Origin of the sequence: Streptomyces sp. NPDC127117 (genome assembly GCF_042677325.1) — a bacterium.
In the GTDB taxonomy this organism is placed as follows: Bacteria; Actinomycetota; Actinomycetes; order Streptomycetales; family Streptomycetaceae; genus Streptomyces.
Genome location: NZ_JBHXTM010000026.1, coordinates 98,073 through 123,334 on the forward strand (window position 1 = coordinate 98,073; position 25,262 = coordinate 123,334).

The window sequence follows — 25,262 nt, forward strand, 5'->3', positions numbered from 1 at the left end:
CTAGGCGGGTCAGACGCCCGGACTCACCGAGCTCATGTTGAAGTCCGGGATCCGCAGCGCGGGCATCGCGGCCCGGGTGAACCAGTCGCTCCACTCGCGCGGCAGCGTCTTCTCCGTACGGCCCGCCTCCGTGGCCCGCGACAGCAGGTCCACCGGCGACTCGTTGAACCGGAAGTTGTTCACCTCGCCGACGACCTCGCCGTCCTCGACGAGATACACCCCGTCGCGGGTCAGCCCGGTCAGCAGCAGTGTCGCCGGGTCGACCTCCCGGATGTACCACATGCAGGTCAGCAGCAGCCCGCGCCCGGTCGTCGCGGACACCATTTCCTCCAGTGACCGCTCACCGCCGGCCTCCAGCACCAGGTTGTCGATGGCCGGCGCGACCGGCTGCCCGGTCAGCGCCGCCGTGTGCCGGGTGGTCGTCAGATGCTCCAGCTTTCCGTCCCGGATCCAGTCGGTCCGGGTCAGCGGCAGTCCGTTGTCGAAGACCGAGGAGCTGTCCCCGGACGCGTGGGCGATCACGAACGGCGCGGCCTCCAGGCCGGACGCGTACGGATCGCTGCTCAGCGTCAGCGGCAGCCCGGAGAGCGTCTCGCCGAGCCTGGTCCCGCCGCCCGGCTCGGAGAACACCGTCCGGCCCTCCGCGGCGTCCCGCGCGGCCGACGACCACAGCTGGTAGATCAGCAGATCCGCGACGGCGGAAGGCGGCAGCAGCGTCTCGTACCGCCCGGCGGGCAGCGCGATACGGCGCTCGGCCCAGCGCAGCCGCTGCGCCAGTTCCGCGTCCAGCTCGGCCGGGTCGACGTCCTTGAAGTCGCGTGTCGAGCGGCCCGTCCAGGACGAACGGGTGCGGTCGGGGGACTTGGCGTTGAGCTCCAGCGTCCCGGTCGGCTGGTCGTGGCGCAGCCGCAGCCCCGTCGACGTACCGAGGTACGTCGAGGTCAGCTCGTGGTTGGCGAAGCCGTACAGCTCACGGCCGCCGGAGCGGGCGCGGGCGAAGGCGTCGCCGAGCGCCGGGGCGAACTCCGCGAAGACGTCCGAGCCGGTCTCGGCCGGTGCGTCCGTGAAGTCCGGTGACGCGGGCACCCCGGTGACCAGCGGCTGGGCGTCCTCCGCCGGACCGGCGCCGCGTGCGGCGGCCTCGGCGGCCCGCACCAGCGGCTCCAGGTCATCGGCGGTGACCGCGGACCGCGACACCACACCGGAGGCGGTGCCCTGCGCGCCGTCGACCGTCGCGATGACGGTCAGGGTCCGCCCCCGCGTCACCCCGTTCGTCGTGAGGGCGTTGCCGGCCCAGCGCAGATTCGCGGACGACTCCTCGTCGGCGATGACCACACAGCCGTCGGCGGTGGACAGTTCGAGCGCCCGCTCGACGATCTCGTGCGGCTTGCTGAAGCGGCTCATCGTCCGGCCTCCTGGGTCGTATTGAGATCACACACACTATCCAGCGGTCCGGCCCCGGCACCCGGTTGCCGGCCGGGTCAGCGGCCGAGCGCCCGTCGCAGGGTGAGGCCGTGGCGGGTCCTGAGGCGCCGCAGCTCCCAGAGGCTCACCGCGGTGACCGACATCGGGCCGCCGAAGACCGCCGCGCCCCGCACCAGTGCGGGAACGCCGTCGAAGGTGTTCGAGACCAGGTCCGAGATCGCGAGTTCCCAGACCAGCACGGTCGCGATGACCGGGGGCAGTACCTCGTGGATGTCCGAGGTGCGGAACACGTGCACCAGCGCCAGGGCGGCACCGTAGAGGACGAACACGAGCGCCCACAGCATCACGAGGACGAGGAAGAGTTCGTACATGAGGTGCATGTAGTCGGCCGTGGACGGCTTCTCGGGCATCTGCCCGAACGGGCCGCCGGTCAGTGCGCCGGAGGTGATCAGGACGAAGTACACAATCGTGCCGCCCAGTGCCAGCAGCGCCCCGAGCGGCTTCAGCGCCCGTCGCAGATACAGGCGCCGGTGGTGCGGACGGCTCGCGACGATGAAGGCGCCGACGGCGACCGGGAACGTGGCCGCCAGCAGGGTCGCGGACGTCACGATCTGGTCGAACCGCTGATAGGCCAGGGACTTGGCGTCCGAAGTGATCCGGTACGACACCAGGATCCAGACCATCGCGGCGAGACCGACCAGCATCCGCAGGACCTGGATCTTCCGCACCGCCGGATCGTCCACCCGGTCCGGCCGCGACGGTTTGCACACCTGGCGTCCGGCAGCGATCGGGTTGAGCAGCCGCAACGCCCGCCGCATCCGCGACGGCGGCCGCGGCGGCAGGGGCTGCGGCCCCCAGCCGGGCGGCGGCGGTCCGGGCTGCGGACCGCCGCCGTACGGCCGGCCCTGCGGCGGCACCCCCGGCCCCTGCGGCTGGGGCGGCCACCCGGGCTGCGGTCCCCAGCCGGGTTGCGGACCACCGCCCGCCTGCGGGCCACCGCCGTACGGTCCCCAAGGACCTTGCCCACCACTCATCGACGCCCCCGAGCCGTCAGTGCAGCAACGAATTCCGTACGGGAAGATACGCCGCCGTACGCCGACGGTTCCCGTGAACGCGGAGCCGTGTCGTCAGTCGCGCCCCGACTCGTTCGTCGTGTTCAGGATGTTCACGCCCCGGAACAGCGCCGTGGGGCACCCGTGGGAGACAGCGGCGATCTGCCCCGGCTGGGCCTTGCCGCAGTTGAAGGCACCGCCCAGCACATAGGTGGAGGGTCCGCCCACGGCCTCCATGGATCCCCAGAACTCGGGCGTGACCCCCTGGTACGCGAAGTCGCGAACCTGCTCGGCGAGGCGGCCCTTGCGGATCCGGTACGCCCGCTGACCGGTGAACTGGAAGTTGTAGCGCTGCATATCGATCGACCAGGACCGGTCGCCGACCACATAGATCCCGTGCTCCACGCCGCCGATCAGGTCCTCCGTGGACAGCCCGCCCGGATCCGGCCGCAGCGACACATTGGCCATCCGCTGGACGGGGACGTGGCCGGGCGAGTCCGCGTACGCGCAGCCGTTGGAACGGCCCAGCCCGGTCAGCTTCGCGATCCGCCGGTCCAGTTGGTACCCGACCAGCGTCCCGTCCTTGACCAGATCCCAGGACTGCGCCTCGACGCCCTCGTCGTCGTACCCGATGGTCGCGAGCCCGTGCTCGGCGGTGCGGTCACCGGTCACGTTCATCACGGGGGAGCCGTACGTCAGCTTTCCCAGCTGGTCGAAGGTGGCGAACGAGGTCCCGGCGTACGCCGCCTCGTAACCCAGCGCCCGGTCCAGCTCGGTGGCGTGCCCGATCGACTCGTGGATGGTCAGCCAGAGGTTGGACGGGTCGACGACCAGGTCGTACGTGCCCGCCTCGACGCTCGGCGCCCGCATCTTCTCGGCCAGCAGCCCGGGGATCCGCGCCAGTTCGTCGTCCCAGTCCCAGCCGGTCCCGGTCAGGTACTCCCAGCCCCGGCCCGCCGGCGGGGCGATCGTCCGCATCGAGTCGAACTCACCGGTCGTCCCGTCCACGGCCACCGCGGTGAGCTGCGGATGCAGCCGCACCCGCTGCTGGGTGGTGACGGTGCCCGCCGTGTCCGCGTAGAACTTGTTCTCGTGGACGGTCATCAGCGAGGCGTCCACATGCGCGACGCCCTCGGCGCCCAGGAGCCGGCCGCTCCACTCGGCGAGCAGTCCCGCCTTCTCCTCGTCCGGTACGCCGAACGGATCGATCTCGTACGCCGAGACCCAGGTCCGCTCGCCGTGCACCGGCTCGTCCGCCAGCTCCACCCGCTCGTCCGAGCCGGCCGCCGCGATCACCTTCGCCGACAGCTTCGCCATGGCGACGGCCTGCGAGGCCACCTTCGCCGCGGCGTCCATCGTCAGGTCCACGCCGGAGGCGAACCCCCACGCCCCGCCGTGCACCACCCGCACCGCGTAACCCAGATCGGTGGTGTCCGAGGACCCGGAGGGCCGGGCGTCGCGCAGCCGCCAGGACGCGCTGCGCACCCGCTCCAGACGGAAATCGGCGTGCACGGCACCCAGCGCCCGCGCGCGGGCGAGCGCCGCGTCGGCGAGGGCCCGCATGGGCAGGGCCAGGAATGACTGATCTACCTCGTGGGGCACAGGGAATTCCCTTCTCGATACACCACGGAAGTGAATCACGCCGGACGGTGACCCGGCCGGGGATATCGGAGGCCGCTCGCCGCGGTCGGGACGCGGCGCGGCCCGGCGTGCGTCCTCTGTAGGAACCCCACAGTGCCCGGGGGAAGGCGCTGTCAGGGGCCGATTCCTCGTGGAGCACCTGGTACCGATAGGTTTTCGACGTACCAGACCGCTAGGGAAAGGGTGATCCGTTGAGCCGCTCGGTTCTCGTCACCGGAGGAAACCGGGGCATCGGCCTCGCCATCGCCCGCGCTTTCGCCGACAACGGCGACAAGGTCGCGATCACCTACCGCTCCGGCGAGCCGCCCCAGGAACTCACCGAAGCGGGCTGCCTGGCGGTCCGTTGCGACATCACGGACGCCGAACAGGTGGAGCAGGCCTACAAGGAGATCGAGGAGAAGCACGGTTCCGTCGAGGTGCTGGTCGCCAACGCCGGTATCACCAAGGACCAGTTGCTGATGCGGATGTCCGAGGACGACTTCACGTCCGTCGTCGACACCAACCTCACCGGCACCTTCCGGGTCGTCAAGCGCGCCAACCGCGGCATGCTGCGCGCCAAGAAGGGGCGCGTCGTCCTCATCTCCTCCGTCGTCGGACTGCTCGGCTCGGCCGGGCAGGCGAACTACGCCGCGTCCAAGGCGGGTCTGGTCGGCTTCGCCCGGTCGCTGGCCCGTGAACTCGGTTCGCGGAACATCACTTTCAACGTCGTCGCGCCCGGTTTTGTCGACACCGACATGACGCAGGCGCTCACCGAGGAGCAGCGCAAGGGCATCGTGTCCCAGGTGCCGCTCGGCCGCTACGCGCAGCCCGAGGAGATCGCCGCCGCGGTGCGCTTCCTCGCTTCCGACGACGCGTCGTACATCACTGGAGCCGTCATCCCCGTTGACGGCGGATTGGGCATGGGTCACTGATCACCATGAGCGGAATTCTCGACGGCAAGCGCATCCTCATCACCGGGGTGCTGATGGAGTCGTCCATCGCTTTCCACGCTGCCAAGGTGGCCCAGGAGCAGGGTGCCGAAGTCATCCTGACCGCCTTCCCCCGGCCCACGCTGACGGAGCGCATCGCCAGGAAGCTGCCGAAGCCGGCGAAGGTCATCGAGCTGGACGTGACCAACACCGAGCACCTGGACCGGCTGGAGAGCCTGGTCCGGGACGAGCTCGGTTCGCTCGACGGCGTCGTCCACTCCATCGGCTTCGCGCCGCAGGACGCGCTCGGCGGCAACTTCCTCAACACCCCGTTCGAGTCGGTCGCCACCGCGATGCACGTCTCGGCGTTCTCGCTGAAGTCGCTCGCCATGGCCTGCAAGCCGCTGATGAACGACGGCGGCTCGATCGTCGGCCTCACCTTCGACGCGCAGTTCGCCTGGCCGCAGTACGACTGGATGGGCCCGGCCAAGGCCGCGCTGGAGGCCACCTCCCGCTACCTCGCCCGTGACCTGGGCAAGGACGACATCCGCTGCAACCTGGTCTCCGCCGGACCGCTCAAGTCCATGGCCGCGAAGTCCATCCCGGGCTTCACCGAGCTCGCGGACGTGTGGAACACCCGCTCCCCGCTCGCCTGGGACATGGAGGACCCGGAGCCGGCCGGCCGCGGCATCGTCGCGCTGCTCTCGGACTTCTTCCCGAAGACCACGGGCGAGATCATCCACGTCGACGGTGGCGTGCACATGATGGGTGCCTGACCCCGCAGGACAGGCACGGACAGGGCCGCGTACCACCTCCGGGCAGGTGGTGCGCGGCTCACGTGTGTCCGGGCCCGGCTCCGGCCCGCTCAAGTCGAAAAGATGGTCGATCCACCGCAGAATGTGGTGAACCGGACTTCGGGTCAGGCTACGGGGAGGAGGTCGCCGTGCGCGCCACACGTCGCCGGACCTGCGCCCTGCTGGCGGCCTCCATAGCCGTCGCCGGACTCGCCGCCCCGGTGGGGATATCCATGGCGGGGCGGATGGGAGCCGGGGCGTACACCCCCGCCGCTCCCACTCCCGACCCCGCCGGAGCCGAATGCCGTACGTCGGTCCGGGGCTCCCGGGTCGTCGTGTACTGCCACAACCCGTACCCCTCCACCGACCGGGTGCAGCTGCACACCGAATGCCGCCGCTGGTGGGACATAGACGCCGACACCGCCCCGGTCGAGGTGGGCCCCGGCCGGACCATACGGATCGACGACCGCTGCTGGAAGGAAGTCGGCGCCGTCTGGGTCACGCACCGGGTGAGTGACACGTCAACGGCCTGAGACCCCCGCAACGGCCGGACACCGGGCCTCTCAGCGGCCGGCCACCGGGCCCCGCGGGGCCGGACACCTTCTAGACCCGGTCCACCAGACAGCTCAACGCATGACTCGCGGCCTCGGCCGCCGCCGTCTCCCCGTCACCCGCCCGGATCGCCTCGACCAGCCTGCCGTGGTCCATGTGGTTCTCCGGCCGCAGCTCATGACCGATGTCGCCGCGGAGATAGTCGCGCAGCAGATCGCCCAGGTCGGCGTAGAGACCGGTCAGCACGTCATTGTGCGAGGCGGCGACCACCGCCAGATGCAGCGTCGCGTCCGCCGCGACGAACGCCTCGGCGTCACCCGCGGCCCAGGTCTCCTCCCGGCGCGCCATCAGCGCGTCCAGCTGCTTCAGATCCCGCTCGGTGCGCCGGGCGGCCGCCAGCCGCGCCGCCGACGACTCCAGGGTGGAGCGCAGCTCGGCGACATGGCGCGGATCGGCGGAGGCGAAACGGCGGTGCATCACCCCGGCCAGCTCGCTGGTGGCCACGACATAGGTGCCCGAACCCTGCCGGATGTCGAGCAGACCGTTGTGCGCGAGGGCGCGCACGGCCTCGCGCACGGTGTTGCGGGCCACCCCCAGCTGCTCCACCAGCTCGGGCTCGGTGGGAATGCGCGAACCCACGGGCCACTCGCCCGAGGTGATCTGGTTCCTCAACTGGGCGATCACCTGGTCGGCGAGGGCCGAACGCCGCGGAGACGTCAGCGTCATGGTGCTCCTTGGTCGGGTTGCTGGGGTGACGGACGGGGGCTACGGGGATGGCGGGGAGGTTGCTCCGCCTGCCGCGAATCGTCTCAGAGGAGCCGGCTCCCGGGGCGGCTCCCGAACGATTGGACAATCAATCATCCCATGATTCTATGATGGGCCTCATGCCCGACGACGAGACCCGGCCCCAGACCCGGACCCTGACCCCCGCCACCACGGTGGACACCCCCATGAAAACGACGGCCGTACGGACCCCGCAGGCCCCCCGGACGGCAGCGGCCGCCGACGGGACCTCGCCCTGGATGCTCCGGCTGGTCGTCGTCGGGCTGGTCCTCACCGCGCTCAACCTGCGCCCCGCCATCACCAGCCTCGGCGCCCTCCTCGAAGAGGTGCGCGACGGGCTGCACATGAGCGGCAGCATCGCCGGTGTCCTGACCTCCGTACCGCCGCTCTGCTTCGCCGTCTTCGGCATCATGGCGCCGCGCCTCGCCCGCCGCTTCGGCCCGGGCGCGGTCGTCTGCGCCGGCATGACCGCCATCACCGCCGGTCTGGTGATCCGGCCGCTCGTCGGCGGGACGGCCGGCTTCCTCGCCGCGAGCGCCCTCGCGCTCATGGGCATCGCCGTCAGCAACGTCCTGATGCCGGTGATCGTCAAGCGCTGGTTCCCGGACCGGGTCGGCTCCATGACGGGGCTCTACTCGATGGCACTGGCCCTCGGCACCTCGCTGGCCGCCGCGGTGACCGTGCCCATGACCAGTGCGATGGGCGGCAGCTGGCGGCTCGGGCTCGGGGTCTGGGCCGTGCTCGCCGCCGCCGCGATCCTGCCCTGGATCCCGCTGGTACGGGACCGGAGCGGCGCCCCGGGGAAGCGGACCGCCCAGCAGCCGGGCGCCCCCGCCCTGCGGATCACCCGCAGCCGTACCGCCTGGGCCCTCGCCTGCTTCTTCGGGCTGCAGGCCACCGCCGCGTACATCACCATGGGATGGATGCCGCAGATCTTCCGCGACGCCGGGGTCTCGGCCGGTACGGCGGGTGTGCTGCTCGCCGTGACCATGGCGATGGGCGTGCCGCTCGCCTTCGTCATCCCGGGGGTCGCGACCCGGATGAAGAACCAGGGCGCGATCGTCGTCTTCCTCGGAAGCTGCGGCCTCATCGGCTACGCGGGCCTCTACCTCGCACCGGCCGGCGGCGCCTGGGCCTGGGCGGTGCTGCTCGGCATCTCGAACTGTTCCTTCCCGCTCGCCCTGACCATGATCGGCATGCGGTCCCGCAGCGGCGCCGGAGTGGTCCGGCTGTCCGCGTTCGCGCAGTCCGTCGGCTATCTGATCTCGATCCCGGGACCGCTGCTGATCGGCGTGCTCTACCAGCACAGCGGCGGCTGGGAACTGCCGATCGCGCTGATGGCGGGCCTCATGGTGCCGCAGATGGCGGTCGGAATCCTCGCCGGGCGGGACCGGACGATCGAGGACGAAGCCGAAGTGCGAGACTGACCCCATGTCTCCTGTGCTCGACCCGAATCCCCAGAACGGTCAGAAGAAGCTCCTCCTGGTGCTCGGGGCGATGCTGCTGATCACCGTGATCGTCGCAGTGATCGCCTCGATCGCGTCCCCCTGATCCGTACGCGTACCTCCCCGAGCCGATCGCGTCTCCCCGAGCCGTAGGCGTCCCCTGATCCGTATGCGCCCTCCGGGTCCTGCGTCCGTCGATGGTGGGGCTGGCCCCCGCATCCCCTAGGGGGCCAGGGTCAGGGTGAAGTGGGTGGGCTGCCGGATGGGACCGGCCGTCCCGGATCCGTAGGTTTTCGGTATCAGCACCGAAGACCCGCGGAGGCGGACATGCCGGCCCGAACGCACACCCCGACCACCCACCCGGCCACCGGCAGTGTCGAGGTCCGGCTGCCGTGGTGGGCGATCGCGCTGCCCGCGATCGCGTTCGCCGCACTCCTGCTGCTGATCCTGGGATCCGGTGAGGCGCACGCCGCGACCACCGACCCGGCGATCAGCCGGTTGCTCGCGCGAATCACGGCTCTGGTGACCGGCTGACGTCGCCCGCGCACCCCGCGGATGCCCGTCAACACCCTGCGCCGGGCGGCACATTTCATGCGAAGCTGAGGTGTATGAGCGTCGATACACCTCGCAGGATCGTCCTTCTCAGGCATGCAAAGGCGGAATGGTCGCAGGACTCCGACCACGAGCGACCGCTCGCGGAGCGCGGCCGCAAGGATGCCCCCGTCGCGGGCCGCAAACTCGTCGATTCCGGGATCGCCCTCGATCTGGCCCTCTGCTCCACCGCGGCCCGGACCCGCGAGACGTGGAAGCTGGCCGTCCACGAGATGCCGCAGCGCCCCAGGACCGTGTACGAGGACCGGCTGTACGAGGCGTCCCTCGGTGAGCTGATCGCGCTGATCAACGAGACCCCCGACGATGTGCACAACCTCCTGGTCATCGGCCACAACCCCGGTATGCACGCAGTCGCCGACGCGCTCTCGGAGTCGTCCGAGGGCGACGCCCTGGCCCGGATGACCCGTGGTGGCTTCCCCACCGCCGCGTTCGCCGTCGTCGAGTTCACCGGCTCCTGGAAGGGCGTGGAGCACGGAGTGGGCAAGCTGGTCGAGTACTGGACGCCCAACGACTGACCCGAGGGCGGACCCGGCGACTGACCCGGGGGGCCGTCCCGAGGTCTGTCCCACAGCCGCTGTACGAAGCAGGGCCCCGGATGCGGAAAGCACCGGGGCCCTGTGCCGTACGCGCGAGCCTGCCGGGCGTACCGGCGAACGCATCGGGCGACGAGCGGACGTGTCAGTCGACGAGGCCGTCGGCGGCCTCGACCTCTTCGCGGGTGATGCCGAGCAGATACAGGACGGTGTCCAGGAACGGCACGTTCACCGCGGTGTGCGCGGCCTCGCGGACCACCGGCTTGGCGTTGAAGGCCACCCCGAGGCCGGCGGTGTTCAGCATGTCCAGGTCGTTGGCACCGTCACCGATCGCGACGGTCTGCGCCAGCGGCACCCCGGCCTGCTCGGCGAAACTGCGCAGCAGCCGGGCCTTGCCGGCCCGGTCGACGATGTCGCCGACGACGCGTCCGGTGAGCTTTCCGTCGACCACTTCCAACGTGTTGGCAGAGGCGAAGTCGAGCCCGAGCCGTTCCTTCAGGTCGTCGGTGACCTGGGTGAATCCGCCCGAGACCACTCCGACTTGGTAGCCGAGCCGCTTCAGCGTACGGATCAGTGTGCGCGCGCCCGGCGTCAGCCGCACCTCGGCGCGCACCTTGTCCACCACCGACGCGTCGAGCCCGGCCAGCAGCGCCACCCGCGCGTGCAGCGACTGCTCGAAGTCGAGCTCGCCGCGCATCGCCTGCTCGGTCACCTCGGCGACCTTGTCCTCGCAGCCCGCGTGGGCGGCGAAGAGCTCGATGACCTCGTCCTGGATGAGCGTCGAGTCGACGTCCATGACGACCAGGCGCTGCGCCCGGCGGCTCAGACCGGCCGACACCACCGCGACATCGACGCCGATGCCGGCGGACTCCGTCGCCAGCGCGGTGCGAAGGTCCTCGGTCGCGGTGCCGGACACCGCGAACTCGACTGCCGTGACCGGGTACTTCGCGAGGCGGAAGATGCGGTCGATGTTGCCCCCGGTGGAGGTGATCGTGGCCGCTATGGCGGCGGTCGACTCCGCGGTCAGCGGGCGCCCGAGCACCGTCACATGGGAACGCCCGTCGCCACGCGGCCGGTTGTCGCCGATACCGGAGATGATCTCGGCCTGGAGCTTCAGCGAATCGGCCCAGCTGTGCACGGTCGCCCGCAGATCGCCCTCGGTGGTGCCGCCCGCGGTCGGGGCGGTGACCAGCGCGCACAGCACGATGCGGCCACGGGTGACGACCTGCTCGATGTCGACGACGTCGACCGAGTAGGCGGCGAGGGTGTCGAAGAGCCCGGCGGTGATACCGGGGCGGTCCTTCCCGAAGATCTTCACGAGAAGGGTGGGGGTGTCGGCGCCCCGAGGGGACTCGGGGGGCTCGGTACGGGACTCAGGGGACTCAGGAGACGAGGAGGACCGAGGTGGCTGAGATGCGCTCATGGTGCTTCCACCGTATCGGTCCGCCCAGGCGCTCCGGAGGTCCGTCCCGAGGACCGGACAGCGCATTGGACGCCCGCCCCCGCCCGTCGCCCGCGCGTGGTGACGGACCGCGCGCGCCCGGATCCGGCCGGTGGCCGGCGGGTCCGGGAGACCGCGAACGGAGAGTGACCGGGATGTCCCGGTCACCGATGGTTCGTACGTACTCGGGTCGCTTGCCGCGCCCTGCTCCCTTTGGTCGCGTGCCGCTTCCGCGATTCGTGTCGGCACCGTAACGATGCAGGTGTAGGCAGGGTCTTCGCCCCGCCCGACTTTCGTATCGGGGACTGCTCCTGGAATAGTTCCTCACGATGTTCAGCATCCCTAGGCCCCCTGTGACGGGGGCGACTCGGGGGACAACTAGTGGGGCGCGGAGTGCCGGAACTCGTACTGGAATTGAATGGCAGGACCTGGACGCTCGATCCGTCCAGGTCGTACACGCTGGGGCGCGATCCGCAGGGCGACCTGACGATCGACGACGCCAGAGTGTCGTGGCGGCACGCCACGATCAGCTGGGGGGGCCGGAATTGGTTCATCGAGGACCACGGCAGCACCAACGGAACCTATGCCCAGGGCAACCGGATCCAGCGGCTGGAGATCGGCCCCGGCTCCGTCGTGCACCTGGGCAACGCCACTGACGGCCCGCGGCTGAGTCTCACCGCCGCGGCGGGTGCCGATGTGTACAGCGGGCACGGCGCGGGTGCCCAGCAGGCACCGGTCCAGCAGTCCCAGCAGGGCGGTGCCGGCTGGCCCGGCCAGCAGGCACCCGCTCCGCACCAGCCGCAGCAGGGCTGGCCGCAGCAGGCCCCCCAGGGAGTGCCGCCGCAGCAGCCCGTACAGCCGCAGGTCCCGCAGCAGCAGGGCATGGCGAACACACCCGGCGCGGGCGGAGCCGCGGGGGCTCCGCCGGTGTACGGAGACCGCAGCCCGACCACGTTCCACCGGCTGGACCTCGGTCGCGTCATGCGTATCGGTCGTGCGCTGGAGAACGAACTGGTGGTCTCCGACCTCCAGGTCTCGCGCCACCACGCCGAATTCCACGCGACTCCCGACGGCCGCTTCGAGATCCGTGACCTCGGTTCCCACAACGGCACGTACGTCAACGGTCAGCCGCTCCAAAAGTCGGGCTCCGCGCTCATCGGGCCGAACGACATCGTCGGCGTCGGCCACTCGACCTTCCGCCTGGTCGGCGACCGGCTCGAAGAGTTCGTCGACACCGGTGAGGTCTCCTTCTCCGCCCGCCACCTCACGGTGACGGTCGACGGCGGGAAGCAGATCCTCAAGGACGTCTCCTTCGGCGTCCCGGAGAAGTCGCTCATCGCGGTCATCGGCCCGTCCGGCTCCGGCAAGTCCACCCTGCTCAAGGCGCTCACCGGCTACCGGCCCGCCAACCAGGGCGATGTCCTCTACGACAACAGGAACCTCTACAAGCAGTTCGCCGAGCTGCGTCAGCGCATCGGTCTGGTTCCGCAGGACGACATCCTGCACAAGGAACTCACCGTGACCAAGGCGCTCAAATACGCCGCCAAGCTCCGCTTCCCCGCGGACACCACCGAGGCCGAGCGCCAGGCCCGGATCCTCGAAGTCCTCGCCGAGCTCAAGCTCGACATCCACAAGGACAAGAAGGTCACCTCGCTCTCCGGCGGTCAGCGCAAGCGCGTCTCCGTCGCCCTGGAGCTGCTCACCAAGCCGTCGCTGATATTCCTGGACGAGCCGACCTCCGGCCTCGACCCGGGCATGGACCGCGATGTCATGCAGCTGCTGCGCGGTCTGGCCGACGACGGCCGCACCGTCCTGGTCGTCACGCACTCCGTCGCCGAGCTGGCGATCTGCGACAAGCTGCTGGTCATGGCGCCGGGCGGTTCCGTGGCCTACTTCGGCCCGCCGGAGGAAGCGCTCAACTTCTTCGGCTACACCACCTGGGCCGACGTCTTCTCCGCGTTCGAGAACTACCGCGACTACGACTGGTCGGGCCGCTGGCGCGGATCGCAGCACTACCAGATGTACGCCGCGGACATCGACGCCGTCGCCGCGCAGTCCGTCCACATGCCGCCCCCGCAGCAGATGCGCCCGCCGAAGCCGCAGAGCTGGTCGGCCCAGCTGTGGACGCTGATGCGCCGCTACGTCTCGGTGATCGCGTCCGACAAGGGCTTCATGGGCCTGATGGTGATCCTGCCCGCCGTGCTCGGCATCGTCAGCGTGGTCATCCCGGCCAAGTTCGGCCTGGCCCCGCCGGACCCGCCGTCCCGGTTCAACAGCGCCGCCGGAACGATCATGCTGATCCTCGCGGTCGGCATGTGCTTCTCCGGTGCGGCCAACTCCGTACGAGAACTGATCAAGGAACGCGTCATCTACGAACGGGAACGGGCCACCGGTCTGTCCCGCTCCGCCTATCTGATGTCCAAGGTGATCGTCCTCGGTGTGATCACCGCCATCCAGGGCGTCATCATCTGCGGCATCGGCTTCGCCACCCGTGAGCTGCCGGCCGAAGGCCTGATCATGCCGCCGGCCGTCGAGATCTGCCTGACGATCATCGCGCTCGGCTTCACCTCGATGATGTTCGGCCTGGTGATCTCCTCGCTGGTGAAGACCGCCGAGAAGACCATGCCGCTGCTGGTCATGTTCGCGATCGTCCAGGTCGTCTTCACCGGCATCCTCTTCCAGGTGTACGGATCGCCCGGCCTGGAGCAGTTCGCCTGGCTGATGCCGTCCCGCTGGGCCATCGCCGGCGCGGGCACGACACTCGACCTCTCGCACCTCATGGCGCCGTGGGATCCGAAGAACCCGACCGATCTCGACCCGCTGTGGGAGCACTCGGCCACCCAGTGGGGGATCAACATCTCGGTGCTCCTGCTGCTCGGCATCGTCTGCGGCGTCGTGGTCGCGCGACTGCTGCGCCGCCACGAGCCGGAGGTCATGCGCAAGTAGCGCGGGCCCCGTCACACGACCGCCGAAGGGCGGCACCCCACGCGGGGTGCCGCCCTTCGGCGTGTGCGGATGCTGTCCGGCGATCTGCGGTGCCGGTCAGTACGCGCTGTTGACGTTGTCGATCGAGCCGTACTTGTCGGCCGCGTAGTTGGCCGCGGCCGTGATGTTGGCGACCGGGTCGTAGATGTTCGACGAGGTGCCCGCGACGTGGTACGCGTTGAACGTCGGCTGGATGACCTGGAGCAGGCCGCAGGACGGGGTGCCGTTCTGGGCGTTGACGTCCCAGCCGTTGACCGCGTTCGGGTTGCCGGTCGACTCGCGCATGATGTTGCGGTGCAGACCGTCGTACGAGCCGGGGATGCCCTTGGCCCGCATGATGTCCAGGGCCTCGTTGATCCAGCCGTCCAGGTTGTTGGCGTACACCGGGGTACGGGCCTGGGAGCGGCTGGCGGCCTGCGTCTCGGTGCGCTCGGCGGCGACGGCCTTCGCCTTCACCTTGGCGGCGGCCTTGGCCTTGGCCTTCGCTTCGGCCTTGGCCTGGGCCTGGGCCTTGATCTTGGCGGCCTCGGCGGCCTTGGCCTTCGCGGCGGCGGCCTTCTTGGCCTTGGCGAGATCTGCGGCCTTCACCAGCTTCTCGGCGGTGGAGTGCTGCTCGATGATGCTGGCCTGCACGGCCTTGACCTGCGGAGTACCGGCGACCGACGCGAGGACCACGGGCGCGGCGGACACGGGGGTCTCGGCCTCGGGCTTGGGGTCGGCGTTGGCGGGGACGAGCGAGAACGAGAGAGCGGCGACGGCCATGGCGGAGATTCCCGCGACGGAGAGCTTCTGGGTCTTGTTCAGTCGACGACGACGGCCGGGGATGCTGGACACGGACATACAGACATACCTCTTCGAATCGCGGGAGTCCTCACGGAGGACGAAGACGGGAGGCGTTCTCGCATCTCCGTCGGGGACGAAAGCAATTCTTAGCGGCCGCAAAATCTGGTGGCAAAGGTGTGACGTACGAACCCCGGTAGTGGACCGGGGCCCCGCTCGAACGTGTCGGTCCGCGCTCACAACCACTGATGTGGCGCTTACGAGTCCACTAGCAGGCTTCGTAAGTGACGTGTGTCCTATGCGCGGCCTCACATCGGGCGGGTAACAGCCTCACCAATCGTTGCTCCAGCAATTCGGAGTGTGAGACTCCGGATTTGTCGAGGGCTTCCGACGTGGTCGGCACCCCTATATACGGGGCCGCCCCCGCGTATGTACGGGCTCCCATGCGGGAACGGGGCCGCTGCCGTGCAGGTGAGGGGCCGCTCCCGTACGCGGCGCCGCTTCCGCGAGCAGGCTGTGGACCTAGTCCCTGCGCCCTAACCGGCGGCCGTCCACAGGCCGATACGGCGTTCGAACCCCGCCGGTACGGTGAGGCCATGAGCCATCGCCCACCGTCGGGTCTCGCCGCCGTGAGCGCCGCGCTGCTCGCCATGAGCCGGCACCTCGAAGTGCGCGACGTCCTGAAGACGATCGTCGCCTCGGCCCGCGAGCTGCTGGACGCCGAGTACGCCGCCCTGGGCGTCCCCGACGATCACGGCGGCTTCGCCCAGTTCGTCGTCGACGGTGTCAGCGACGAACAGTGGAAGGCCATCGGCCCGCTGCCCAGACAGCACGGCATCCTCGCCTCGATGCTCCACGAGGCGAAGCCCGAGCGCCTCGCCGATGTCCGCAAGGACCCCCGCTTCGAGGGCTGGCCCGCCGCCCACCCCGACATGTCCGACTTCCTCGGCCTGCCCATCAGGGACGGCGAGGAGATCATCGGCGCGCTCTTCCTCGCCAACAAGCGCTGCCCCAAACCCGAGGGCAGCTGCGGCTTCACCCCCGAGGACGAGGAACTGCTGTCGATCCTCGCCCAGCACGCGGCGATCGCCCTCACCAACGCCCGGCTCTACGAGCGCAGCCGTGAGCTCACCATCGCCGAGGAGCGCTCCCGGCTCGCCCACGAGCTGCACGACGCGGTGAGCCAGAAGCTCTTCTCGCTGCGGCTGACGGCCCAGGCCGCCACCGCCCTGGTGGACCGCGACCCGGCCCGCGCCAAGGGCGAGCTCCAGCAGGTCGCCGCGCTCGCCGCGGAAGCCGTGGACGAACTGCGCGCCGCCGTCGTCGAGCTGCGCCCTGCCGCGCTCGACGAGGACGGCCTCGTCGCCACCCTCCGTACCCAGATCCAGGTCCTGGACCGGGCCCACACGGCCCGGGTCACCTTCGAGAGCCTGGGCATACGGGCCCTGCCCGCCGCCCAGGAAGAGGCGCTGCTGAGGGTCTCCCAGGAGGCCCTGCACAACGCACTGCGCCACTCCGGGGCGGAGCACGTCGACGTCACGCTGGCCCGGCACGGCAACGGCACGCTGCTGCGGATCACCGACGACGGCAGCGGCTTCGAGCCCGCGGCGACCCGGCAGGCGGGCCGGCATCTGGGCCTGGTGTCGATGCGGGACCGCGCGAACGGCGTCGGCGGAAGGCTCATCGTTGAATCGGCGCCCGGCAAGGGCACCACGATCGAGATGGAGGTGCCCGGTGGCTGACAAGATCATCAGGGTGCTGCTGGTCGACGACCACCAGGTGGTCCGCCGCGGTCTGCGTACGTTCCTGGAGATCCAGGACGACATAGAGGTGGTCGGCGAGGCGGCCGACGGCGCCGAGGGGGTGGCCAGGACCGAGGAGCTCCGCCCCGACGTCGTCCTGATGGACATCAAGATGCCCGGCACCGACGGCATCGAGGCGCTGCGCAGACTGCGCGAGCTGCAGAACCCGGCCAAGGTCCTCATCGTCACCAGTTTCACCGAGCAGCGCACCGTGGTTCCCGCCCTGCGCGCCGGAGCCTCCGGTTATGTGTACAAGGACGTCGACCCGGACGCCCTGGCCGGTGCGATCCGCTCGGTCTACGCGGGCCACGTCCTGCTCCAGCCGGAGGTCGCGGGGGCGCTGCTCGCCCAGGAGGAATCGGGCAGTGGCACGGGCCGGGGGAGCACCCTCACCGAACGGGAGCGGGAGGTGCTGGGCCTGATCGCCGACGGCCGCTCCAACCGCGAGATCGCGCGGGCGCTGGTCCTCTCCGAGAAGACCGTCAAGACACACGTCTCGAACATCCTGATGAAGCTGGACCTCTCGGACCGGACCCAGGCGGCCCTGTGGGCGGTACGGCACGGGGCGGCGGGCTGACCGGCGAAGACGCGGACCGCCTTCCTCCGGGCTGAGATTCATACTGTCGGGTGTATGTCACCCGGACGACGCAACCTGCTCGGTCCCGGGGCGTTCTCCAGGGTGCTGCGGCGGCTGGCCGCAGCCACGCTAGGAGGATCCTGAAGTGAAGAACCTGAAGAAGGCCGCTGCCGTCACCATGATCGCCGGTGGAATCATCGCCGCCGGCGCGGGCGCTGCCTCCGCCACCGGACACGGCGCGGGCGCCGACGGTGTCGCGGCCCACTCCCCGGGCGTGGTCAGCGGCAACGTGATCCAGGTCCCGGTGGACGTCCCGGTCAACGTGGTCGGCAACACGGTCAACGTGATCGGCCTGCTGAACCCGGCCTTCGGCAACCTCGGCCTGAACGGCTGACCGACCCTGTGGCCGGCTGACCGGCTCCACGTCGCCGGCTCCACGTCACACCTCGCCGGACGGGCGCATCGAGCCCGTCCGGCGGCCCCCGTCATCCGCCCGCCCAAGGGCTACCGCTCCCGCTCGCGCTCCTCCACATAAGCGTTGTACGCGGCGACCTGCGCCCGCCGGGCCACCCGTTCCACCGGCCTCAGCGCCTCACCCCGGGCCGCGATCTCCGAGGCACTCACCGCCCCGCCGTGCCCGTTCTCGTACGCCACCGAGATCAGCAGCCCCACCCGCTGCGCCAGCTCCAGCACCCGCACCGCCCGTGGCGGATACCCCGGAGCCAGCACCTCGCGCCCCCGCTCCGCCCGCGCCCGGTACGCGTCCACCGCCGCCTCGGCCACCGGCCCCGAACCGGCCACATCCAACCGCGACAGCACCGCCGTCGCGTCCCGCAACGCCTCGGCGAGCTCCCGCTCCGCCTCGCCCAGCGACGGCACATCCGCCGGCGGCGCCTCCCGCACCGGCAGACAACGCCACACCACCTCGATGTGCAGATCCCCCGCCGGCCCCACCTCGCGCACCTCGGGCACCAGCCCGTACGGCGCACCGAAGGCCACCACCGCCTCCTCGGCCTCCAGCGCCCGCGCGTTGAAATCCGGCGGACCGCTCAGCCCCAGCGGATGGCCCGGAGCCGGCAGCGCCACCCGGAAACCCGTCACCCCCAGACCCCGCAGCCGGCCGAGCGCCAGCGTGAGCCCGACCGGCCCCGCCTCGCCCGGCAGTCCCTCGACGCGGTGCACCGCGTCCTCCCCGACAATGGCGAGCGCCGCCTCGTCCGGCGACACCAGTCCCGCCAGAAGTGCGTTTCCCCAAGCGGCCAACAGCCCTGAGCGCGGTTCCGAAAGCATGGGAACACCCTAGGGAACCGGCCCGGGGACTGTCGTCACTCGGGCCCAGCGCCGGGAGCACTCGCACGGTGGCGTAGATTTCCCTGGGAGCTGTGCCCACAGGTACCGACGATCTCGACACTGCATGGGGAGACAACGCGCCATGAGCGATGTACTGGAGCTGGTGGACGTATCCGTGGTCCGCGACGGACGCGCTCTGGTGGACGACGTCTCCTGGTCGGTCAAGGAGGGGGAGCGCTGGGTCATCCTCGGTCCCAACGGTGCCGGCAAGACCACCCTCCTCAACATCGCGTCCAGCTACCTCTTCCCGAGCACCGGCACCGCCAAGATCCTCGGCGAGCAGCTCGGCGGCGTCGGCACCGACGTCTTCGAGCTCCGCCCCCGCATCGGCATCGCGGGCGTCGCCATGGCCGAGAAGCTGCCCCGGCGCCAGACCGTGCTGCAGACGGTGCTCACCGCCGCATACGGCATGACCGCCACCTGGCACGAGAACTACGAGGCCGTCGACGAGGAGCGCGCCCGCGCCTTCCTCGACCGGCTCGGCATGACCGAGTACCTCGACCGCAAGTTCGGCACCCTGTCCGAGGGCGAGCGCAAGCGCACCCTGATCGCCCGCGCCATGATGACCGACCCGGAACTGCTGCTCCTCGACGAGCCGGCGGCGGGACTCGACCTCGGCGGCCGCGAGGACCTGGTCCGCCGCCTCGGCCGGCTGGCCCGCGACCCGTACGCCCCCTCCATGATCATGGTCACCCACCATGTCGAGGAGATCGCCCCCGGGTTCACCCACGTCCTGATGATCCGCCAGGGCAAGGTGCTCGCCGCGGGCCCCATGGAGACCGAACTCAGCTCCCGCAACCTCTCCCTCTGCTTCGGACTGCCGCTCGTCGTCGAGCACACCGGCGACCGCTACACGGCCCACGGACTGCCGCTCTCCTGACCGCCGTCGACGGCGACTCCCGGTCTCGACGGACGCGGCGGCCGGCTTGCGCCCTGTCCGCGAGGGCGCTCGCGGTTCTACCATGGCCCCGTGGACATCGACGCGTGGGTGTGGTGGCTGATCGGCGCGGTGGGACTGGGCATCCCACTCGTCATGACTGCGATGCCCGAGTTCGGCATGTTCGCCGTCGGAGCGGTCGCGGCGGCAGTCGTCGCGGCACTCGGCGGCGGCATCGTGGCCCAGGTGCTGGTCTTCGTCGTGGTCTCCGTGGCGCTCATCGCGGTGGTCCGGCCGATCGCCGCCAGACACCGCACCGACCGGCCCCAACTCGCCACCGGCATCGATGCGCTGAAAGGCCGTCAGGCAGTCGTCCTGGAACGGGTCGACAGCAGCGGCGGCCGGATCAAACTGGCCGGGGAGATCTGGTCCGCCCGCGCACTCGACGAGGGCCAGAGCTTCGATCCCGGCCAACAGGTCGATGTCGTCGACATCGACGGAGCTACGGCAGTCGTCATGTGACCGAACCACCCACAAGGCAGCGCGCGTTCTGTCAGACTCGATGTCGATCATCATGAGATCGGGGCCGGCCCAGCTTCCGGCCCCTCCCGCGACCTCGACCTCGATCATCGCGATCCGTCGGCAACCGAAGGGCAACGAGGAACACGATGCAACCGATCATCATCGTTCTGATCATTCTGGTGGTGCTCGTCTTCATCGCCCTGATCAAGACGATCCAGGTCATCCCGCAGGCCAGCGCCGCCATCGTGGAGCGCTTCGGCCGCTACACCCGCACGCTCAACGCAGGCCTGAACATCGTCGTTCCATTCATCGACTCCATCCGCAACCGCATCGACCTCCGTGAACAGGTCGTGCCGTTCCCGCCCCAGCCGGTGATCACCCAGGACAACCTGGTCGTCAACATCGACACCGTCATCTACTACCAGGTGACCGACGCGCGGGCCGCGACCTACGAAGTCGCCAGCTACATCCAGGCGATCGAGCAGCTCACCGTCACCACCCTCCGCAACATCATCGGTGGCATGGACCTGGAGCGGACCCTGACCTCCCGCGAGGAGATCAACGCGGCCCTGCGCGGCGTCCTCGACGAGGCCACCGGCAAGTGGGGCATCCGCGTCAACCGCGTCGAGCTCAAGGCGATCGAGCCGCCCACCTCCATCCAGGACTCGATGGAGAAGCAGATGCGCGCCGACCGTGACAAGCGCGCCGCGATCCTCCAGGCCGAAGGAACGCGCCAGTCCGCGATCCTCACCGCGGAGGGCGAGAAGCAGTCCGCGATCCTGCGCGCGGAGGGTGAGGCCAAGGCATCGGCCCTGCGCGCCGAGGGCGAGGCCCAGGCGATCCGTACGGTCTTCGAGTCGATCCACGCCGGCGACCCGGACCAGAAGCTCCTCTCTTACCAGTACCTCCAGATGCTCCCGAAGATCGCCGAGGGCGACGCCAACAAGCTCTGGATCGTGCCCAGCGAGATCGGCGACGCGCTCAAGGGCCTCAGCGGTGCCTTCGGCAACCTCGGCAACGGCGCCCCCGGTTTCGACACGGGCAAGGAGCGCCGGGAACAGCCCCCGGTCGACTGACGCGTACACGCCCCGTGCATGATCAATGCACCAAGCGCCGATCATGCACGGGGGACACGCAATGAACATCTGGGAGATGCTCGCCGTCTTCGTCGCGGGCATCAGCGCGGGCACGATCAACACGATCGTCGGCTCGGGAACACTGATCACCTTCCCCGTGCTGCTCGCCACCGGCCTTCCCCCGGTCACGGCGACCGTCTCCAACGCCCTCGGCCTGATACCCGGTTCCGTCAGCGGCGCCATCGGCTACCGCGAGGAGCTCAAAGGACAGGGCCGTCGCGTACTCAAGCTCGCCGTCGGCGCCCTCATAGGCGGTCTTACCGGCGCCACCCTCCTGCTGGCCCTGCCCTCGACGGCCTTCGAGACCATCGTGCCGATCCTGGTGGCCCTGGCTCTCGTCCTGGTCATCCTGCAACCACACATCAGCAAAGCGGTCCAACGCCGACGCGAGCACAGCGGCAACCCCGCCCGCCCCGACGGCGGACCACTGCTGTTCGTCGGCCTGATGCTCGCCAGCGTCTACGGCGGCTACTTCACCGCCGCCCAGGGGATCATCTACCTCTCCCTGATGGGCATGCTGCTCGACGACACCATGCAGCGCCTCAACGCCGTCAAGAACGTCCTGGCCGCCGTCGTCAACAGCATCGCCGCGCTCTTCTTCCTCTTCGTCGCCGACTTCGACTGGACGGCCGTCGTACTGATCGCGGTCGGCTCCGCACTGGGCGGCCAGATCGGCGCCAAGATCGGCCGCCGCCTCAGCCCCACCGTGCTGCGCGTCCTCATCGTCGCGGTCGGCACTGTCGCCATCGTCCAGCTGCTGCTCCGCTGACACGGTGAAGCCCGCCTCCCCATGGAGACGGGCTTCACCACGACGAAATACGTACGCCGACTACGCCGCGGCGCTCTCCAGCCACTCCGGCAGCGCCGACCGGTCACCGGACCCCATCGCCAGCAGCATCGCCTGCGCGGGAGACGGTACGAACGGCTGGCGCAGCAGCGGCATCCCCGCCTGCTCCGGCGTCCGGGCCGCCTTGCGGTGATTGTCCTCGGCACAGGACGCCACCGTGTTGAGCCAGGTGTCCTGACCTCCCTGGGCGCGCGGCACGACGTGGTCGACGGTGCTCGCCCGTCGCCCGCAGTACGCGCACCGGTGCTGGTCCCGTATCAGCACACCCCTCCGGGACCAGGGGGCATGTCTTCGGAACGGCACCCGTACGTACCGGCAGAGCCTGATCACCCGGGGCACCGGAATGTCCACGGCGGCGCCACGCATGCGGAGATCGGGGTGCGACTGCTCGACGACGGCCTTGTCCTGCAGAATCAGCACCACCGCACGATTCAGCGTCACCGTCGACAGCGGCTCGAAGCTCGCATTCAGTACCAGCGTGTCCCGCATCTCGCCCACCTCCCGTGTGCCGGCCGCCCCCTGGCAGGCCCGGATCAACTCTGGCCGGGCGAGCCGTGATGGACAACGCAATAAAAAATGCCCTGCCCTGATCTCTCCAAGACCAGGGCAGGGCAAACAGCAGGGGAACTCTCGGCTCACCGGGTACTAGGCGGGACCGGTGTACTCGCCGATCAGCTGAGCACGGCCCAGCGTGTGGAACCGCAGATTGAAACCGACGACCGCGGGCGACGCATCGCTGTCGACACCCAGCTTCTCGGTGTCCACCGCGTACACCGTGAACACGTAACGGTGGTTCTCCCCGGCCGGCGGAGCGGCGCCGCCGAAATCCTTCGAGCCGTAGTCGTTACGGGCCTGCACGGCGCCGGCGGGCAGCCCTTCGAACTTCCCGCTGCCCGCGCCGGCCGGCAGCTCCGTGACCGACGCCGGGATGTCGAAGAGCACCCAGTGCCAGAACCCGCTGCCGGTGGGGGCATCGGGGTCGAAGCAGGTCACGGCGAAACTCTTGGTCTGCGCCGGGAATCCCTCCCACCGCAGCTGCGGCGAGGTGTTCCCGGCCGCGAACACCTGAGCGTCCGCCAGCACGGCACCGGGGGCGAGATCCTCGCTCACCACCGTGAACGACGGCACCTCCGGATGGAAGTCGTGCGGCAGCGGCGCCCTCTTCGGCTCGGTCACGTCAGCACCTCTCCTGATCGTTCTACGGCTGTCAGCAGGTTTCCCACCGAGCCTAGAGCCAGTTGCGCTGACCGCCGACCTGCGCCAGCCACTGATTGAGGTACGCCGCCCAGTCGGTCCCCTGGAAGTCGTTGAGCCCGACCTTGAACGCGCGGTAGGAGTCGCTGCCCTCGCTGAAGAGCCCCGGCTTCTTGTCCATCTCCAGGACGACGTCCATCTCACGGTCGTCCGCGACGAACGTCAGCTCCACCTGGTTCAGCCCGCGGTACTGCTGCGGCGGGAAGAACTCGATCTCCTGGTAGAACGGCAGCCGCTGGCGCGTACCGCGAATGTGACCGCGCTCCATGTCCGCGCTGCGGAAGCCGAAACCGAGCTGCCCGAAGGCATCGAGGATGGCCTGCTGCGCCGGCAGCGGGTGCACGTTGATCGGGTCCAGGTCGCCCGAGTCCAGCGCCCGCGCGATCTCCAGCTCCGTGGTCACACCGATGTTCATGCCGTGCAGATGCTGACCGGCGAACATCGTGATGGGCGTCTCCCACGGAATTTCGAGCCCGAAGGGTACGACGTGCACGGCACCGGCCCGCACCTCGAACGCGCCACCGAGCCGCAGCTTGGTGAACTCGATGTCCTGCTTGGTCTCCGTGTCCTGGCCCTCGACCTCGACCCGGGCCTGCAGACCCACGGAGAGTCCCTCGATCTGCTGATCCACGGAACCGCCCTGGACCCGCACCTCGCCCTGGACGACCCCGCCCGGTACGACGTTGAGCTCGGAAAGCTCGGTCTCCACCGAAGCGCCACCGGCACCCATGCTCGCGAGCAGCCGCTTGAAGCCCATGTTTACTCCTCCTTGGTCCTGACCCCTAGATACGCGCCAAGACCGTAGTCGGTTCCCGGTACCCTCGACCGCCATGATCGAGGGCTTGGACCGTACGCCGCTGACACGCGACTTCTTCGACCGCCCCGTACTGGACGTGGCACCCGACCTCCTGGGCCGGACCCTGGTGCGAGCCACACCGGACGGACCCATCGAACTCCGCCTCACCGAGGTGGAGGCATACGCCGGCGAGATCGACCCCGGCTCGCACGCCTTCAGAGGCCGCACCGCACGCAACAGCGTCATGTTCGGACCACCCGGCCACGCGTACGTCTACTTCACCTACGGCATGTGGCACTGCCTCAACCTGGTGTGCGGGCCCGAGGGCCGGGCCGGCGGAGTCCTGCTCCGCGCCGGCAACATCCAGGTCGGCGCCGAACTCACCCGCGAACGTCGAAACTCGGCCCGTAACGACAAGGAACTGGCCAAAGGCCCGGCCCGCCTGGCCACCGCCCTCGATGTCGACCGGGCGCTGAACGGCACCGACGCCATCGCCCACCCGGGCGCCCCCCTGTCCGTATTGCACGGCACCCCACCCCCGCGTGACCAGGTACGCAACGGCCCGCGCACCGGAGTGGGAGGCGACGGCGCCACACATCCCTGGCGTTTCTGGATCGACGGCGACCCCACGGTGAGCCCCTACAGGGCCCATGTGCCACGCCGCCGCGCAACTTGACTCGCCCTTGAGGGACGCCTAATGTAGTCCGAGCCGCTTGAGACGGGTACTGCTGTCGATGAGGTCCATCGGACCCCATCCGAGCATCCCGAAGCGGCCAACCACTACCTACGAATTGCCCTGGCGGGTTGAATTTCGGCATGCCGAAATTCAATCCCTTTCGACTCGATTATGAGCCGCCAAGGAAATCGGCTAATGTAGTGGGCACGCCGAAAGGCAAGGCCTATCCAAGGCCACCGGAATTCAAATTCGGACCGGAAACGGAACGAAAAAGAGTCTGGTAAGGTTGGAACCGCCGGAAAGGGAAACGCGAAAGCGAAGAACTGGAAAGCGAAAGCGAGACCCGCTTCGACCGGGAATCGGACACGAAAGAGTCTGATAGAGTCGGAAACGCAAGACCGAAGGGAAAAGCCCGGAGGAAAGCCCCAGAGAGTGTTCTGCGGGTGAGTACAAAGGAAGCGTCCGTTCCTTGAG

26 protein-coding genes are annotated in these 25,262 nt (G+C 69.6%); 16 read left to right on the forward strand and 10 right to left on the reverse strand.

All coding sequences use genetic code 11. From position 1 onward, the window contains the following. Positions 1 to 9: 9 nt before the first annotated feature. From ACFVH0_RS23210 to ACFVH0_RS23220, 3 genes are all read right to left on the reverse strand, one after another. A complete protein-coding gene (locus ACFVH0_RS23210; protein ID WP_385822879.1) occupies positions 10 to 1,404 on the reverse strand; it encodes a metallopeptidase TldD-related protein in 1,395 nt (464 codons plus the stop codon). 77 nt (positions 1,405 to 1,481) lie between these two features. Further along, the gene (locus ACFVH0_RS23215) at positions 1,482 to 2,342 is read right to left on the reverse strand and encodes a hypothetical protein (RefSeq protein ID WP_385822880.1); all 861 of its coding nucleotides are present in this window, start codon (positions 2,340 to 2,342) and stop codon (positions 1,482 to 1,484) included. Between the two features lie 210 nt (positions 2,343 to 2,552). Further along, positions 2,553 to 4,079 (reverse strand): TldD/PmbA family protein, encoded by a 1,527-nt coding sequence (locus tag ACFVH0_RS23220; RefSeq protein WP_385822882.1) that lies wholly within the window; start codon positions 4,077 to 4,079, stop codon positions 2,553 to 2,555. A 230-nt stretch (positions 4,080 to 4,309) separates the two neighbouring features. Between ACFVH0_RS23220 and fabG the strand changes: the two genes are divergently transcribed. The 3 genes from fabG (at position 4,310) to ACFVH0_RS23235 (ending at position 6,353) form a co-directional block, all read left to right on the forward strand. Next, on the forward strand, positions 4,310 to 5,029 hold the full coding sequence (fabG, locus tag ACFVH0_RS23225; protein WP_385822884.1) for a 3-oxoacyl-[acyl-carrier-protein] reductase: 720 nt from the start codon (positions 4,310 to 4,312) through the stop codon (positions 5,027 to 5,029). Positions 5,030 to 5,034: 5 nt separating this feature from the next. After that, complete coding sequence (gene fabI, locus ACFVH0_RS23230) at positions 5,035 to 5,802, forward strand: enoyl-ACP reductase FabI (protein WP_385822886.1); 768 nt, start codon at positions 5,035 to 5,037, stop codon at positions 5,800 to 5,802. Positions 5,803 to 5,969: 167 nt separating this feature from the next. Beyond that, positions 5,970 to 6,353, forward strand: a complete 384-nt coding sequence (locus ACFVH0_RS23235; RefSeq protein ID WP_385822887.1) for a hypothetical protein — start codon at positions 5,970 to 5,972, stop codon at positions 6,351 to 6,353. A gap of 70 nt (positions 6,354 to 6,423) precedes the next feature. Here the strand turns inward: ACFVH0_RS23235 and ACFVH0_RS23240 are convergent, their stop codons facing one another. Then, on the reverse strand, positions 6,424 to 7,098 hold the full coding sequence (locus ACFVH0_RS23240) for a FadR/GntR family transcriptional regulator (RefSeq protein ID WP_124718418.1): 675 nt from the start codon (positions 7,096 to 7,098) through the stop codon (positions 6,424 to 6,426). A 158-nt stretch (positions 7,099 to 7,256) separates the two neighbouring features. On the opposite strand from ACFVH0_RS23240, the gene ACFVH0_RS23245 reads away from it, so the two are divergent. The 4 genes from ACFVH0_RS23245 to ACFVH0_RS23260 all read left to right on the forward strand — a co-directional run bounded on the left by ACFVH0_RS23245 (position 7,257) and on the right by ACFVH0_RS23260 (position 9,727). Continuing rightward, positions 7,257 to 8,582: a CynX/NimT family MFS transporter gene (locus ACFVH0_RS23245; RefSeq protein ID WP_385822888.1), complete on the forward strand. Its 1,326-nt coding sequence runs from the start codon at positions 7,257 to 7,259 to the stop codon at positions 8,580 to 8,582. Positions 8,583 to 8,595: 13 nt separating this feature from the next. Further along, positions 8,596 to 8,706: an SGM_5486 family transporter-associated protein gene (locus tag ACFVH0_RS23250; protein WP_256259565.1), complete on the forward strand. Its 111-nt coding sequence runs from the start codon at positions 8,596 to 8,598 to the stop codon at positions 8,704 to 8,706. Between the two features lie 221 nt (positions 8,707 to 8,927). After that, the gene (locus ACFVH0_RS23255) at positions 8,928 to 9,134 is read left to right on the forward strand and encodes a hypothetical protein (protein WP_385822890.1); all 207 of its coding nucleotides are present in this window, start codon (positions 8,928 to 8,930) and stop codon (positions 9,132 to 9,134) included. A gap of 74 nt (positions 9,135 to 9,208) precedes the next feature. Further along, positions 9,209 to 9,727 (forward strand): histidine phosphatase family protein, encoded by a 519-nt coding sequence (locus ACFVH0_RS23260; protein ID WP_365464445.1) that lies wholly within the window; start codon positions 9,209 to 9,211, stop codon positions 9,725 to 9,727. 163 nt (positions 9,728 to 9,890) lie between these two features. On the opposite strand, the gene serB is transcribed toward ACFVH0_RS23260, so the two are convergent. After that, positions 9,891 to 11,168, reverse strand: a complete 1,278-nt coding sequence (gene serB / locus ACFVH0_RS23265) for a phosphoserine phosphatase SerB (protein ID WP_385822892.1) — start codon at positions 11,166 to 11,168, stop codon at positions 9,891 to 9,893. Between the two features lie 399 nt (positions 11,169 to 11,567). Between serB and ACFVH0_RS23270 the strand changes: the two genes are divergently transcribed. Further along, positions 11,568 to 14,132 carry an FHA domain-containing protein gene (locus ACFVH0_RS23270; protein ID WP_385822894.1) on the forward strand — a complete coding sequence of 855 codons (2,565 nt, stop codon included), beginning with the start codon at positions 11,568 to 11,570 and terminating at the stop codon, positions 14,130 to 14,132. 96 nt (positions 14,133 to 14,228) lie between these two features. Here ACFVH0_RS23270 and ACFVH0_RS23275 read toward each other — a convergent pair whose 3' ends face one another. Next, positions 14,229 to 15,011 carry a transglycosylase SLT domain-containing protein gene (locus ACFVH0_RS23275; protein ID WP_385822896.1) on the reverse strand — a complete coding sequence of 261 codons (783 nt, stop codon included), beginning with the start codon at positions 15,009 to 15,011 and terminating at the stop codon, positions 14,229 to 14,231. 536 nt (positions 15,012 to 15,547) lie between these two features. Between ACFVH0_RS23275 and ACFVH0_RS23280 the strand changes: the two genes are divergently transcribed. From ACFVH0_RS23280 to ACFVH0_RS23290, 3 genes are all read left to right on the forward strand, one after another. Next, entirely contained in the window at positions 15,548 to 16,693 is a 1,146-nt protein-coding gene (locus tag ACFVH0_RS23280) for a GAF domain-containing sensor histidine kinase (RefSeq protein WP_385822898.1), read from the forward strand. Beyond that, positions 16,686 to 17,330, forward strand: coding sequence for a response regulator (locus ACFVH0_RS23285; protein WP_385822900.1), 645 nt, complete (start codon positions 16,686 to 16,688; stop codon positions 17,328 to 17,330). The genes ACFVH0_RS23280 and ACFVH0_RS23285 overlap by 8 nt, the downstream gene beginning before the upstream one ends. Before the next feature lie 145 nt (positions 17,331 to 17,475). Further along, complete coding sequence (locus ACFVH0_RS23290) at positions 17,476 to 17,724, forward strand: chaplin (protein ID WP_124718427.1); 249 nt, start codon at positions 17,476 to 17,478, stop codon at positions 17,722 to 17,724. Positions 17,725 to 17,834: 110 nt separating this feature from the next. On the opposite strand, the gene ACFVH0_RS23295 is transcribed toward ACFVH0_RS23290, so the two are convergent. Continuing rightward, entirely contained in the window at positions 17,835 to 18,620 is a 786-nt protein-coding gene (locus ACFVH0_RS23295; protein ID WP_385822902.1) for a hypothetical protein, read from the reverse strand. Between the two features lie 142 nt (positions 18,621 to 18,762). Here ACFVH0_RS23295 and ACFVH0_RS23300 point away from each other — a divergent pair, with 142 nt between their 5' ends. From ACFVH0_RS23300 to ACFVH0_RS23315, 4 genes are all read left to right on the forward strand, one after another. After that, entirely contained in the window at positions 18,763 to 19,560 is a 798-nt protein-coding gene (locus ACFVH0_RS23300; RefSeq protein WP_342280622.1) for an ABC transporter ATP-binding protein, read from the forward strand. Between the two features lie 90 nt (positions 19,561 to 19,650). Continuing rightward, a complete protein-coding gene (locus ACFVH0_RS23305; protein WP_266421208.1) occupies positions 19,651 to 20,079 on the forward strand; it encodes an NfeD family protein in 429 nt (142 codons plus the stop codon). A 146-nt stretch (positions 20,080 to 20,225) separates the two neighbouring features. After that, positions 20,226 to 21,155, forward strand: a complete 930-nt coding sequence (locus ACFVH0_RS23310) for an SPFH domain-containing protein (protein ID WP_093895790.1) — start codon at positions 20,226 to 20,228, stop codon at positions 21,153 to 21,155. 61 nt (positions 21,156 to 21,216) lie between these two features. Next, positions 21,217 to 21,984: a sulfite exporter TauE/SafE family protein gene (locus ACFVH0_RS23315; protein ID WP_385822904.1), complete on the forward strand. Its 768-nt coding sequence runs from the start codon at positions 21,217 to 21,219 to the stop codon at positions 21,982 to 21,984. A gap of 60 nt (positions 21,985 to 22,044) precedes the next feature. Here ACFVH0_RS23315 and ACFVH0_RS23320 read toward each other — a convergent pair whose 3' ends face one another. The 3 genes from ACFVH0_RS23320 to ACFVH0_RS23330 form a co-directional block, all read right to left on the reverse strand. Next, positions 22,045 to 22,551 (reverse strand): HNH endonuclease, encoded by a 507-nt coding sequence (locus tag ACFVH0_RS23320; protein ID WP_385822906.1) that lies wholly within the window; start codon positions 22,549 to 22,551, stop codon positions 22,045 to 22,047. A 156-nt stretch (positions 22,552 to 22,707) separates the two neighbouring features. Next, complete coding sequence (locus ACFVH0_RS23325) at positions 22,708 to 23,238, reverse strand: YbhB/YbcL family Raf kinase inhibitor-like protein (protein WP_385822908.1); 531 nt, start codon at positions 23,236 to 23,238, stop codon at positions 22,708 to 22,710. Between the two features lie 52 nt (positions 23,239 to 23,290). Continuing rightward, positions 23,291 to 24,073: a sporulation protein gene (locus tag ACFVH0_RS23330; protein ID WP_385822910.1), complete on the reverse strand. Its 783-nt coding sequence runs from the start codon at positions 24,071 to 24,073 to the stop codon at positions 23,291 to 23,293. Between the two features lie 73 nt (positions 24,074 to 24,146). On the opposite strand from ACFVH0_RS23330, the gene ACFVH0_RS23335 reads away from it, so the two are divergent. Next, positions 24,147 to 24,788, forward strand: coding sequence for a DNA-3-methyladenine glycosylase (locus ACFVH0_RS23335; RefSeq protein ID WP_385822912.1), 642 nt, complete (start codon positions 24,147 to 24,149; stop codon positions 24,786 to 24,788). The last annotated feature ends 474 nt before the right edge of the window (positions 24,789 to 25,262 follow it).